At 59.5% G+C, this 12696-nt stretch carries 10 protein-coding genes; 9 read left to right on the top strand and 1 reads right to left on the bottom strand.

The annotated features are described in order from the left end of the window. Window positions 1–4: 4 nt before the first annotated feature. The 4 genes from ACYQ11_RS07545 (at window position 5) to ACYQ11_RS07530 (ending at window position 5102) form a co-directional block, all read left to right on the top strand. Complete coding sequence (locus ACYQ11_RS07545) at window positions 5–580, top strand: TOL_0243 family YfiR-like periplasmic protein (RefSeq protein WP_459923157.1); 576 nt, start codon at window positions 5–7, stop codon at window positions 578–580. Then, window positions 577–3495 (top strand): response regulator, encoded by a 2919-nt coding sequence (locus ACYQ11_RS07540; RefSeq protein WP_459923156.1) that lies wholly within the window; start codon window positions 577–579, stop codon window positions 3493–3495. Before ACYQ11_RS07545 ends, ACYQ11_RS07540 begins: the two co-directional genes overlap by 4 nt. Before the next feature lie 87 nt (window positions 3496–3582). Beyond that, window positions 3583–4233 carry a PAQR family membrane homeostasis protein TrhA gene (gene trhA, locus ACYQ11_RS07535; protein WP_459923155.1) on the top strand — a complete coding sequence of 217 codons (651 nt, stop codon included), beginning with the start codon at window positions 3583–3585 and terminating at the stop codon, window positions 4231–4233. After that, the gene (locus ACYQ11_RS07530; RefSeq protein WP_459923154.1) at window positions 4230–5102 is read left to right on the top strand and encodes an alpha/beta hydrolase; all 873 of its coding nucleotides are present in this window, start codon (window positions 4230–4232) and stop codon (window positions 5100–5102) included. Before trhA ends, ACYQ11_RS07530 begins: the two co-directional genes overlap by 4 nt. A 1-nt stretch (window position 5103) precedes the next feature. Here the strand turns inward: ACYQ11_RS07530 and ACYQ11_RS07525 are convergent, their stop codons facing one another. Then, a complete protein-coding gene (locus ACYQ11_RS07525; RefSeq protein ID WP_459923153.1) occupies window positions 5104–6006 on the bottom strand; it encodes a sensor domain-containing diguanylate cyclase in 903 nt (300 codons plus the stop codon). A gap of 679 nt (window positions 6007–6685) precedes the next feature. Between ACYQ11_RS07525 and ACYQ11_RS07520 the strand changes: the two genes are divergently transcribed. From ACYQ11_RS07520 to ACYQ11_RS07500, 5 genes are read left to right on the top strand one after another with little or no spacing between them, the layout of a single operon-like run. Beyond that, a complete protein-coding gene (locus ACYQ11_RS07520; protein ID WP_459923152.1) occupies window positions 6686–7804 on the top strand; it encodes a cobalamin B12-binding domain-containing protein in 1119 nt (372 codons plus the stop codon). Further along, on the top strand, window positions 7797–8423 hold the full coding sequence (locus tag ACYQ11_RS07515; RefSeq protein WP_459923151.1) for a hypothetical protein: 627 nt from the start codon (window positions 7797–7799) through the stop codon (window positions 8421–8423). Before ACYQ11_RS07520 ends, ACYQ11_RS07515 begins: the two co-directional genes overlap by 8 nt. 53 nt (window positions 8424–8476) lie before the next feature. Further along, the gene (locus ACYQ11_RS07510) at window positions 8477–10447 is read left to right on the top strand and encodes a monovalent cation:proton antiporter family protein (protein ID WP_459923150.1); all 1971 of its coding nucleotides are present in this window, start codon (window positions 8477–8479) and stop codon (window positions 10445–10447) included. Window positions 10448–10476: 29 nt separating this feature from the next. After that, window positions 10477–11670, top strand: coding sequence for a cation:proton antiporter domain-containing protein (locus ACYQ11_RS07505; RefSeq protein ID WP_459923149.1), 1194 nt, complete (start codon window positions 10477–10479; stop codon window positions 11668–11670). A 14-nt stretch (window positions 11671–11684) separates the two neighbouring features. Beyond that, on the top strand, window positions 11685–12572 hold the full coding sequence (locus ACYQ11_RS07500; RefSeq protein ID WP_459923148.1) for a mechanosensitive ion channel domain-containing protein: 888 nt from the start codon (window positions 11685–11687) through the stop codon (window positions 12570–12572). Window positions 12573–12696 lie beyond the last annotated feature (124 nt).

The raw sequence follows: 12696 nt of genomic DNA, 5'->3' as shown, positions 1-12696 counted from the left end.
ACGGATGATGTTCAGACGATCAATACTATTTCTTGCGGCGATGCTCTGGGCCGGCCTCGCTCCGGGCGTCCAGGCGTCTTCTTTGGACAAAAGTTCGGAAGACAATATCAAGGCTGCCTATCTGTACAATTTCGCCAAGTTCGTGACCTGGCCGGAATCGGTGTTCGAAACGGCGGAATCGCCCATGGTGTGTTATGTCATGGCTGACGACGCCCTGGGAAGCATTCTGGAAACCCTTGAAAACAAAACGGTCTCCGGCCATCCTCTGCGGATACGCCGGATCAGAACCCTGGCGGAACTGCGTGACGGGCACCTTCTGTTCATCGGAGAAGGCCGGGGCCGACGGGTTTCGGCCATTCTGGATCAGGTCGCGGATCGCCCCCTTTTGACGGTGGGCGACGTCGACGGCTTCGCCCGTCAGGGGGGCATGATCGGTTTTATCCGTAAGGGAAACACCATCCGGTTCCAGGTGAACCTCGGGGAGGTCCGGCGGTCCGGCCTGGTCATCGGTTCCCGGTTGCTCAAGCTGGCTGAAATCGTCGATCCCGGCCGGCTCGGGGCGCGTGAGGAGGGCAGGTGACGTACACGAGCATCCGGCAGAAAATCATCTATCTGGTCATGTCCATCACGGCGGTGATTCTCGTGCTGTCCACCGTGCTCCTGATGGCTGCCGAGCTCTACATCTTTCGCAAGGAACTGATCAAGGACCTGACCATCATCGCCCGGATTACCGCCGGCAACAGCGTGGCGGCCCTGACCTTCAATGACAAACCTTTCGCCCGGGAGATCCTTTACCCCATCCACGCCGAAAAAGGCATGGAAGCCGCCGTGATCTACGATCATGAGGGGCATTTCTTCGCCGGGTATACCAAGGCCTTCAACGGGCTTACCCGAACCATGTGGACCCCGCTTGCAAAGGGGGAGCCTCTGGACAGGGACCGGCTGGGCGAGGCGGGGCGATGGCAGGGCATTCCTTTTTTCCACACCCATCTGGAATTGATCGAAGACATCGTGTTCGACGGGGAGAGGATCGGCACGGTCTACCTCAAGGCCAACCTGAATGTGATCCATCAGCGCCTGACCTGGTATCTACTGACCTGTCTGGCCATTGTGCTGGTGTCCATCCTGACGGCCTACACCCTGTCCCGACGATTCGAAGGCGTGATCTCACGGCCCATCGAGGAACTCACCGGGATGATGAAGGACGTGTCCGCCGGCCGGAACTACGAACTTCGGGCCAGAAAACGAAGTTATGACGAGATCGGGCTTCTGGTCGACGGGTTCAACGACATGCTGTCCCGGATCCAGGCCCGCGATCAGGAACTTCAGGCCCAGCAGGGCGACCTGGAACGGAAAGTGGCGTTGCGGACCACCGAACTCGAACAGTCGGTCCGTGAGCTGGAAAACGAGAAGATCAGGACCCAGGCGGCCAACGTCCAGTTGAATTACGCCCTGTCCGAGGCCCGGCGCCTGGCCGTCGAAGCCGAAAAGGCCAACAACGCCAAAAGCGAATTCCTCGCCAACATGAGCCATGAAATTCGGACCCCCATGAACGGGGTGCTCGGCATGACCCGGCTGCTGGCGTCGACCGAGCTCAGTGAGGAACAGGGACGGTTTGTCCGGACCATTCTGCAGAGCGCCGAATCGTTGCTTTTGATCATCAACGATATCCTGGATTTCTCCAAGATCGAGGCAGGCCGGCTTTCCCTTGAGCACATCTCCTTCGATCTGTTCTCCCTGATCGAGGACACCAACGAACCGATGGCGCTGAAAGCCCAAAACAAAGGACTGGAATTCATCTGCCGGATCGGCCCGAACGTTCCGGGCGCGGTCATCGGTGATCCCGGCCGTCTGCGTCAGGTTCTGGTGAACCTTCTGGGAAATGCCGTCAAATTCACCGATCGCGGCGAGGTCCTTCTGGAAGTCTCGGGGACCTATGACGGGACCGGTGAGGACAGGAACCAAATCAGCCTGACCTTCACCATCACCGATACGGGGATCGGCATTGACCCCGACACGCGGGCGACCCTGTTCAAGCCCTTTTCCCAGGCCGATGCCTCCACCACACGCCGGTATGGCGGCACGGGGCTTGGGCTGTCCATCTCCCGTCGTCTGGTCGAGATGATGGGGGGGACCATCGGGGTGGACAGCGACCCGGGCCGGGGCAGTACCTTCCGGTTCACGGTGCCCCTGGAACGCCGAAAGGAAAGCGAGGCGCTTCCGATATCGGCACCGGATATCCGGGGGGTGAGGATCATGCTGGTCGACGACAATCAGACCAGTCGCGATGTGCTGAAGCAGGAACTGTTGTCCTGGCAGTGCCGGGTGGACACCGCGGACGGGGCCGAGGCGGCCGTCACGGCCATGCGGGAGGCACGGGACCGGGACGATCCCTGCCGCATCGCCATCATCGACCAGAACATGCCGGATGTCGACGGCGAGGCCCTGGGACGGATGATCAAGGACGATCCCGGGCTTCGTGACACGGCCCTGATCATGATGACGTCCATCGGTAGGCGCGGAGACGCCGGCCGCTTTGTCGAGGCCGGGTTTTCAGCCTATTTCAGCAAACCCTACAAGCGGTCCCATCTGTACAACTGCCTGGCCGCCCTTCTGGGGGCGCCCCGGGTCGAGGAGAAGAAACCGCCTAAGCTGATTACCCGCCACACCCTGGTCGAAGAGGAGCGTCGGAGGTTTCGGATTCTTCTGGTCGAGGATTTTCCCATCAATCAGGATGTGGCCCTGGGTATCCTGAACAGCTTCGGCTTTACGGCCGATCTGGCCGAAAACGGACAAGACGCCCTTGAGCGGCTTGAAAAAACCGCCTACGATCTGGTGTTTATGGATGTTCAGATGCCCGTGATGGACGGGTTCGAGGCCACACGTATCATTCGTGACCCGACGTCACCGGTGCTCGATCATCGGGTGCCCATTGTGGCCATGACCGCCAATGCCATGGAGGGCGACCGGGAAAAATGTTTCCGCGGGGGCATGGACGACTATATCCCCAAACCCGTCGAACCCGACGATGTGTACAGGGTTCTGACGCGTTTTCTTCCCGGACGCCGGGCCGGGTCCGTCCCCGTCTGCGCGTCTGCTCCCGCCGAACGTCCGCTGCGGGACACGGCCGGGCCGGCACGGGTGTTCGACCGGAACGAGCTGATGGCCCGAATCAACCATAAACCTGATCTGCTGGCCAAACTGCTGACCGTTTTTTTTGAAACCGTTCCCGCCGATATCGACCGGCTCGCTGCCGCCCTGGATCACGGGGATATGGATACCCTGCGGGGTGACGCTCACAAGATGAAAGGCTATTTCGCCAATATTTCGGCCAACCGTCTCCGGACCGTCGCCGAGGATCTGGAAAAGGCCGCCGTGAACAAAGACCCGGGTGCCTGTCGCACCCTTATCGCCTCCCTCCGGGAGGGTTACGCCCGGTTTGAGGAGGCTGCGGCCCGGGAAGAGACCTCCCCGCTGAATCCGCGTGGGCTGTAAAACTTATGTCATGCCGCTCTTTGCCCTGTCTTTTCTCCGGGTAAAACGGTAAAAGGGCTTTCTTACAATAAAAAGATGGAGCGCGTCATGGGCATCAGAAAACAGGAATCATTCAACGTCTATTCACATCTGGCCGGAGCGGTTCTGTCGCTGGGGGGACTGATCTTTTTGCTGCCCGTCACCCGAAGCTCGGTGCCCGCCCTGATCACCGCCCTGATTTACGGTCTGTCCATCGTGTTTCTCTTCTCGGCCAGCTCCCTGTACCACATCTTTAAAAAAGAGGAGAACGAACTTTCTTTCTGGAGAAAAATGGATCGTACGGCGATTTTCTTCATGATTGCAGGAACCTATACGCCGATTTGCTGGTTCTGTCTGGACGGCGCCTGGCGCTGGACCATGATCGGGCTCCAGTGGGGTCTGGTGGGTTTCGGGGTTCTTTCCCAACTTCTATTTCCCCGGGCACCCCGGGTGCTCTATGCGGTGATCTATCTGTTCATGGGATGGCTGGCCATTCTTCCCATCCGGCAGATTCTCGGCAACATGTCGACGAATCAGCTGGTGCTTCTGTTCGCCGGAGGCGCGGCCTTTACCGCCGGCGGCCTGATTTACGCCGTCAAGCGTCCCCGGATCGTTCCCGGCGTGTTCAGTTTCCATGAATTGTTTCACATCACCGTGCTTCTGGGCGGGGGACTTCACTACGCCATGATCTACAGGGTCTACTTCGAAGCACTGATATGACCGTGCCTGACATCCCTCCGGCCTGTCTGGATCGTCTGATCCGTGAGCGCACCCTGTTCGAGGATGAGTGTCGACGGCATTTTCGTGCCGGAGAAACCAAAGGGCCTCAGATTGGGTCGCCGATCTTTCTCCATCACCCCGGCTCGTCCGATGCCGTGCTCCTGATTCACGGCCTGATGGCCGCCCCGTTTGAAGTCGGACTCTGGGCCGAGGATCTGTTTGCAAAGGGGTATACGGTCTATGCGCCCCGGCTTGCGGGCCACGGCACCTCGGCCGATGATCTGGCCGGTCGGAACTTCGCGGACTGGGTGGATTCCGTCGAACGGGGCTACGAGATCCTGTCCCTGGTCGCCCGGCGTATCGTTGCGGCCGGGTTTTCCACCGGGGCCGGGCTTGCCCTGCATCAGGCCGTCATCCATCCCGGGCGGTACCGTGCCGTGATATCGGCAAGCGCTCCCATGCGGTTTGCCGGGCCGGCCGCCGGGTTTTCCGAAGCGGTGGAGGTCTGGAATCGTCTCGCGGCCCGGCTGAATCTCAGCGGGCTTCGTAAGCCCTTCGCCCGCAACCACCCGGACCACCCGGAGATCAATTATTCCCGCTGTCCCATCCATGCCTTCAATCAGGTCAAAGCCCTGATGCGTCAGGTTCGCCGGGGGCTCCCCGGCCTGACGGTGCCCGCCCTGATCATCCAGGGGAGCCGTGATCCCAAGGTCCATCCCCGATCCGGTCGGATGATCGCCGATCGGATCGATTCCAGCCTGGTCTCCTTCGAAATCATCGACCATGACCGCCACGGCATTGTGCGCGGAGAAGCAGGCCATTCGTTTTTTGAAACGGTGCATGCTTTTTTGGACCGGCTGGACGCCTGATTCAGCCGATGATCACCCGGTTGCGTCCGGACGCCTTGCAGCGGTAAAGAAGCTCGTCGGCCCGTTTGATGATGCTGTCGATGGGTTCGTGGGACGCGGCCAGGGTGCCCCCGATGGACAGGGTGACCTGAAGGATCTCGCCCTCGTGGGTCAGGTAGGACTTTTCAACGAGAAACCGGATCCTCTCGCCCAGGGTTTCCATGTCGTTAACCGATGACGCCCGCACCACGCCGAGAAACTCCTCGCCGCCCCATCGCCCGTAAACATCCGAGGGCCTGGCGTTGGCGATGAACGTGTTGGCGATGTATCGGAGCACCCGGTCGCCCACGTCGTGGCCGTAGCGGTCGTTGAAGGACTTGAAATGGTCCACGTCCATGAAGAAAAGACCGAAGGGGGAGCCGTAGCGGACGGCTTCGTCCATGCGCCGGGTCAGTTCACGGTCCAGGAAGTTCCGGTTGGGCAGCTGGGTCAGTTTGTCGATCATGGCCAGGGCTTCGAGTTCCCTGAGGGTCTGCTCGTCGATGCGCAGGCTGCTCTGATCGGTGAAGATTTCGACGCCGCCGATGGACTCCCCTTGGTCGTCGATCAGCGGAACGCTCTTGATCAGCACCGGAATGCGGTGCCCGTCCTTGTGGTGCATGAAGATTTCCGACTGTCTGGGCATCCGGTCCAGAATGCTCATTTCAAGAGGGCATTTGCCCGTGCACAGATTCCTGCCCTTCTGGTCCACGTGGGTGAGGATGTTGTCCGAGCAACGACGCCCGAGAACCTCCTTTGCCCTGAAGCCGGAAATCGTCTCGGCGCTTTTGTTCCAGTAGGTGATGGTCCGGTTCCTGTCGACGAAATACACACCGTCGTTCATCTGGTCGATCAGGGCCATGAAAGACTCGGTGGAGATAGTCATGGACGTTCTCCCGTAAGGGTTGGGTGACGGTCGGCCGGTTGGGGTGTGACAAATAATATGCATTCTACGGCGTTTGTCCAAAAAACGCAAGGTTTCAGCCGGGCCGGATCAGGGCAATCGCATGTTCCGCGGTCATGGTCCGGATGCCGGTGGGCGGCACCGTGTGACATGCGAAGGCATGTCCGGTTTTTCTCTGCGTCTCTGTGTCTCTGTGAGAGCGATTAAACCGGCGTCTTTGAAAGGGACCGTCTATGTGATTTCTCACAAAGCCACAAAGAGGGTGTCGTGTGTTCACGCGGTGTATTTCCTGCCGGCACGGTTGAACCATCTGACGGTTGCGTTCACGTGTTGCCGGCCGGCATCGTGAACGTGCTCGTGCTCGTGACCGTAAACGTGAACGGCAATCTCCGTCCCGCAGGAAGAGGCCCATGTGTTTTAAAGATCATACATGCGATTGCTCATCGGGGCGGGATCGCGGTTGACATGGGATTTGCCTGAAAGGGGCTCTGCGTCCTTGTCTTGTCATGCGATCCGTGCTATTTTTTTCAGGCCACAATGAAACCGGATACGGGTCATGATCCCCGATCCTTCCTCCCAGACCACGATACCCCGGCGCAGATCGGATGCCCTCCGTGGGACGGCCGTCGCCATGCCGGATTGCTTTCACAGGAAGATGCCCATGAACGAGACCCTTGAACAGGTGATCGCCGAGGCCCGGACCCTTTCACCGGTTCCCCCGGACGAGGCTGCGGCCTACCGTCAGTGTTCACCCGCCTTGATCCGCCATCTGAACGAGACCCTGGGCGCCGATCCGTCGATCGACGGCCTGATCGGTCACAGCCCCCTCGACGTGATGTACGACAATCACAAACATCATGCCGCCTTCATGGCCACGGTGTTCGATACCGGAAGCTACGACCTTCTGGCGCGGACCGTTCCCTGGGTGTATCGCAGCTACCATGCCCGGCGATTTTCCCACGATTATTTCCTCCTGGCCCTTTCGACCTGGATCAGGGCCGTCGAAACCCACGCCCCGCGCGCCATGGACCATGTCCTTGCCGTTTACCGGTGGATGATCAGAAGGCACGATGCCATGATCGACCTGTCCCGAACCGATGCGGGATTGAACGCGCCGCCGGTCATGAACGATAACATCATCGAGGCACAGCAGGCGTTTCAGGCCGCCCTCCTGCGCGGAGATCACGGGGCCTGCCTGGATCTGGCCAGGGAGGCCGTGTCCCACCACCCAGACATCGAACCCTTTTACAGTCACATCATCCAGCCGTCCATGTTCAATATCGGGACCCTGTGGGAGCGTGCCGTCATTTCGGTGGCCCAGGAACATCTGGCCTCGGCCATCGTCAGCCGGGTCATGGCCACGGTGGGGATCATGGCCCTGGACGCGGAAAAAAACGGCCTCAAAGCCGTGATTACGGCGGCCCCCAACGAGTTCCACGAAATCGGGGCCTGGATGATCGCCGACATCCTGACCTGCGAGGGCTGGGATGTCAGATACCTTGGGGCAAACACACCCCAGGCGGATCTGATCGGCATGGTGACGGATTTCAAACCCCACGCACTTGGAATCTCGATTACCATGCCCTTTAACATCGACAAGGTTCGCTCGATCATCGCCGAAGTCCGGCGAACGACAGGAACCGGTGAGCCGGCCATCGTCGTCGGAGGCGGGTTGTTCAAGGCCGGTATGGACCTGTGCGGCTATCTTGGGGCCGACGGCTGCGGTCACAGTCTGGACGCGGTCCGGCCTCTTTTCAAGGCAGCGGTGACCCATGATTGATTCAGCGGCTTTTTTCGATCAGTATCGGGAGTGTTTCGATCATTTTATCCGTGAATCGGATCAGATCGGCTACGTGATTCTGGACGAGAAGTTTTCAATTGTATCCTACAACGAGGGCTTTGCCGCGTCCCTCGGTGCCATGGAAAATCTCACGGGCCAGTTGTTTTCGACATTTCTCCTGCCGGAAAGCCGGAGGATGTTTCCCCTTGAGCCGGGCCTTTCCCACCTGAAGGTGGCCCTGAACATCATGACCCGCCATTCGGGGCCCATCAGCCTGGACTGCCACATCTACCGGCGCCCGGGCGTTTTGCTGATCATGACGGCCAATATCCTGTTCACCAGCAGTCATATCCTCGAAAAAATGGCACTTCTGACCAACGACATGGCCAACCTGATGCGGGAATTGTCCCGGAAAAACAAGGAACTGGAGGATGCCCGTTCGAAAATCAAGGTACTGGGCGGGATCATCCCGATCTGCATGCACTGCAAAAAAATCCGTGATGATCAGGGCTACTGGAACCGGCTCGAAAAATTCATCACCGAGAACTCCGAAGCCCATTTCAGTCACAGCATTTGCGATGACTGCATGAATGAACTTTATCCGGACGAGGATCTGTAATATGCTTGCCTGCGTGTGATGAACCGAAAACCGTAAGGCAAGAGAGAGAAGATATGGGTTTAGCGGCGGATATCGTGATTATCGTGGTGGCAGCGCTGATCGGGGCGCTGATCGCCCAGCGGCTCAAACAGCCGCTGATTCTGGGATACATTCTGGCCGGGATCGTGGTGGGTCCCCATACCGGATTCGTCACGGTCGGCGATATTCATGAAATCGAACTTCTGGCCGAAATCGGGGTGGCCCTTTTGCTGTTCGCCCTGGGGCTGGAATTTTCTCTGGATGAACTCAAGCCGGTCCGGGCCATCGCCCTTGTCGGAACACCGATCCAGATCGGTCTCTGTCTGGCCCTGGGATACGGACTCGGGCGGGCCATGGGCTGGTCCTGGGACGTATCCTTATGGTTCGGCGCCCTGATTTCCCTGTCGAGCACCATGGTGACGCTGAAGGTCCTGATGAGCCGGGGGCTGATGGGCACCCTGTCCAGCCGGGTGATGATCGGCATGCTGATCGTCCAGGACCTGGCCGTGGTCCCCATGATGATCATCCTGCCCCAGCTGAGCGACCCCGCGGGCGGGCTGGATCTTCTGGCCCTGGCCGTGGCCAAGTCCGTGGCCTTTCTGGTGATCATGTTTTTCCTGGGCCGCAAGCTGCTGCCGCTGTTTCTGTCTTACGTGGCCCAGTGGAATTCCCGGGAGCTTTTTATTCTCACCGTGACCTCGCTGGGCCTGGGAGTGGGGTACGCCACCTACCTGTTCGGCCTGTCCTTCGCCTTCGGGGCCTTTGTGGCGGGCATGGTGCTCAGTGAGTCCGACTACGGCCATCAGGCCCTGAGCGATATCGTCCCCTTGCGGGATATCTTCGGCCTTCTGTTTTTCACCTCCGTGGGCATGCTGCTCGATCCGGACTTTCTGATCGATCATCTGGGAGCCGTCCTTTCCCTGATGCTGATCGTTTCCATCGCCAAGGGCGTGATTTTCGCCGTTCTGGCCCGGGTGTTCCGCTACATCAACATCGTGCCCCTGGCCGTGGGCCTGGGATTGTTCCAGGTCGGAGAGTTTTCCTTCGTCCTGGCCCGGGCCGGGGTGGACGCCGGGGCCATTGACAGCTATCTTTACGGGCTTTTCCTGTCCGTGTCGGTGCTGAGCATGATGATCAGCCCCTTTGTCTCCTATCTGGCCACCCCCCTTTACCAGATACGCAAACGGCTGTTCCGCCGGGAACGCCCCCAGATGGCGAACATTCCCCGTCAGGGACTTGCCGATCATACCATCATCGCCGGCGGGGGCAGGGTGGGGCAGCATATCGCCCATGTGCTGTCCCGGCTGTCCATTCCCTTCGTCATCGCCGAACTGAACTTTCAGCGGATGAGTGAATGCAAACGGGCCGGGTATCCGGTGATTTTCGGTGATATGAGCCAGTCCGTGGTCATCGAGGCCACCCATCTGGACCGGGCCAGGCTTCTGATCGTGACCACCCCGTCGGAAATGATTGCCCTGAGCATTCTGGACCAGGCCCACCGCATCAATCCGGATCTTCGCATCGTGGCCCGGGCCGACGGGATCGGCACGGCCCGGAAACTCTATGAGGGCGGGGTTTACATGGCCGTGCTGCCGGAAATGGAGGCCGGCCTGGAGATCGCCCGGCAGGCCCTGCTGCATCTGGATGTGCCCGTGACGGCCATTCAGCAGTATACCGATTCGGTGCGTCAGGCTGTCTATTCCCCCATGTCCAGGGCGGCGTCCGGCAATTCGATTCTCGATAACCTGCGCCATTTCAGGACCATGCTGGAAATGACCTGGTTCCGGCTCGGCGCCGACAGCCCTCTGATCGATCAGAGTATTCAGCAGGCGGGCATCCGCGAGAAAACCGGGGGAACGGTGGTGGGGATTTTCAGAAACGGCGCCATGCAGGCCAATCCCGGTGCTGATTTTGTGTTCGCCCCCGATGACCTGGTGGCCGTGGTGGGCGACAGCGGCCAGCGCGAGTCATTCAAAGAGCTGGCCGCAGCCGTCAGGATGACCTGAACCGGGATAAACAGAAGGAGACCATCGCCATGCATACCGATCCGTCGATGCTCATCGTCGTGTTTTCGATTTTTTTCATTATCATCATCGGATTTGCCTTAAAATTTTTCAGGCAGCCGTCGGTGGTGGGCTACCTCCTGGCCGGGCTGGCCCTGGGCCCCTTTGGCATGGCCGTTTTGTCCGACACGACCACGGTGGCCAGGCTGGGTGAACTCGGGGTGGTTCTTTTGATGTTCTTCGTGGGCATGGAAATGTGCCTGCACTGCCTGATCGCCAAATGGCGCATCGTCATTATCGGAACCCTGCTTCAGATCGCGGGCAGTCTGGCCGCGGTGGGGCTCATCGGCCTGTATTTCGACTGGAGTCTCACGCGCATCATCTTTCTCGGGTTTATCATCAGCCTGAGCAGCACCTCCGTGGTCATCAAATTCCTGGAAGACCGGAACGAGCTGGACACGGATGTGGGCCAGAGCGTGGTGGGCGTTCTTCTGGCCCAGGACGTGGCGGTGATTCCTATGATCCTCATTCTTCAGTTCCTGGGCCACACATCGCTCAGCGGCGTGGTGATGCTCAAGCAGACCCTGGGGTTTCTGGTGTTTCTCTCGAGCATCGTCTGGGTCAGCCGGCAGAGGGACAAGGTGGGGTTCCCCTTTGCCCGTCTGTTTTTCAATGATCCGGAATTTCAGGTGTTCATCGCCCTGCTTCTGTGCTTCGGCAGCGCCATGATGTTCAGCCTTCTGGACCTGTCCCCCGCCATGGGTGCCTTCGCCGGAGGAATCGCCGTGGCGGCCCTGAAAAACACCGACTGGGTGCACCACCATCTGTCGCCGTTCCGGGTGGTGTTTATCTCCATGTTTTTCGTGTCGGTGGGCATGCAGCTCGACATCGTTTTTCTGATCGAAAACTGGCTTCAGGTGGCTCTTCTGGTGCTGGGCGTGCTGGCCACCAACACCCTGTTAAACGGTCTGGTGTTCAGAGGCCTTGGCATGAGCTGGCGACGAAGCATGTACGCCGGAGCCCTTTTGTCGCAGATCGGTGAATTCAGTTTCGTTCTGGCCGCCATCGGCCATCGCCAGGGATTGATCAGCGATCACGGATTTCATCTGGCCATGAGCACCATTGTGGTGTCGTTGATCCTGACCGTGGTCTGGGTCCGGCCCGTGGCCCGATGGGCCTTCGATGCCGACGATGGAAAGGGCCATGCGTTTCCGGTGATCCGGTGATACAGGAAGGTTGATTGATAAAGGATATGCTGATGGATCTGATTCCGGTTTTTGACCACCCCCTGTTCGGCAGGGGACTTCTGACCGTGCTGATTACCGTCCTGATCGTGGCGGCGAGACGGATGGCGGCCAACCGTCTGATCCGTGAAACGGACATGGATCAGGGCGTCAAACGCAAGTGGATGGTGACCCTGAAAAACATTGCCTTCTTTGTCTGGCTGTTTTTCATCGTGATCGTCTGGATCGAGCAGCTTCAGGCCTTAGGCGCCACGGTGGTGGTCTTTGCCGCGGCCATCGTGGTGGCGACCAAGGAATTCATATTGAACATCGTCGGCTACCTGTACCGGTCGGGCACCAAATCCTTCACCATCGGCGACCGGATCGAGGTGAACGGGATCCGGGGCGACGTGCTGGACCAGAACCTCACCGGGGTCCTGCTGCTCGAAGTGGGCTCCGGCGTCAAGACCCATCAGTATACCGGGATTTCGGTGTTCGTCCCCAACGCGGTGTTTCTGAGTGCGCCGGTCCGGAACGAAACCTTCATGGGCGACTATGTCTTCCACATCATCACCGTGACCCTGAAGAATACCGAAGACTGGCAGACGGCGGAAGCGGCGCTTCTGGACGCGGCCCGGGACGTCTGCCGCCCCTATCTGGACCTGGCGATCCGTCACATGACCCACCTGTCCCGGAAACACGCCCTGGACCAGCCCGGGGTGGAGCCCCGGATCAATATCCAGATCCCGGATCACAACAAGATCACCCTCCAGCTTCGCATGCCCGTCCCCGCCAAACGACGGGGCCGCATCGAAGCCGAGGTCCTTCGGGCCTACCTGATCAACCTGAGAAAGACCAACACCCTGCCTGCCCCCGACACGGAGGACGACGACGAGGAGTCCTGATGCGGAAGGTGGCGGGGCGTGATGGTATTCCCACCGTTCCCCAGGGCAATCGCATGTACTATTCGTTCACGTGCAGGTTCACGTTCACGAGCACGAGCACGGCAGGCCGAGACCGGCTCGACCG

The sequence above is a fragment of the Desulfatiferula olefinivorans genome (assembly GCF_054657895.1).
This window is presented reverse-complemented; position numbering and strand designations above follow the sequence as displayed.

Excerpts from the sequence above, each read along its gene's own strand:
- ACYQ11_RS07545 (WP_459923157.1), top strand. The coding sequence starts at position 5 with ATGATGTTCAGACGATCAATACTATTTCTTGCGGCGATGCTCTGGGCC.
- trhA (WP_459923155.1), top strand. The coding sequence starts at position 3,583 with ATGGGCATCAGAAAACAGGAATCATTCAACGTCTATTCACATCTGGCC.
- ACYQ11_RS07530 (WP_459923154.1), top strand. The coding sequence starts at position 4,230 with ATGACCGTGCCTGACATCCCTCCGGCCTGTCTGGATCGTCTGATCCGT.
- ACYQ11_RS07525 (WP_459923153.1), bottom strand. The coding sequence starts at position 6,006 with ATGACTATCTCCACCGAGTCTTTCATGGCCCTGATCGACCAGATGAAC.
- ACYQ11_RS07520 (WP_459923152.1), top strand. The coding sequence starts at position 6,686 with ATGAACGAGACCCTTGAACAGGTGATCGCCGAGGCCCGGACCCTTTCA.
- ACYQ11_RS07515 (WP_459923151.1), top strand. The coding sequence starts at position 7,797 with ATGATTGATTCAGCGGCTTTTTTCGATCAGTATCGGGAGTGTTTCGAT.
- ACYQ11_RS07510 (WP_459923150.1), top strand. The coding sequence starts at position 8,477 with ATGGGTTTAGCGGCGGATATCGTGATTATCGTGGTGGCAGCGCTGATC.
- ACYQ11_RS07505 (WP_459923149.1), top strand. The coding sequence starts at position 10,477 with ATGCATACCGATCCGTCGATGCTCATCGTCGTGTTTTCGATTTTTTTC.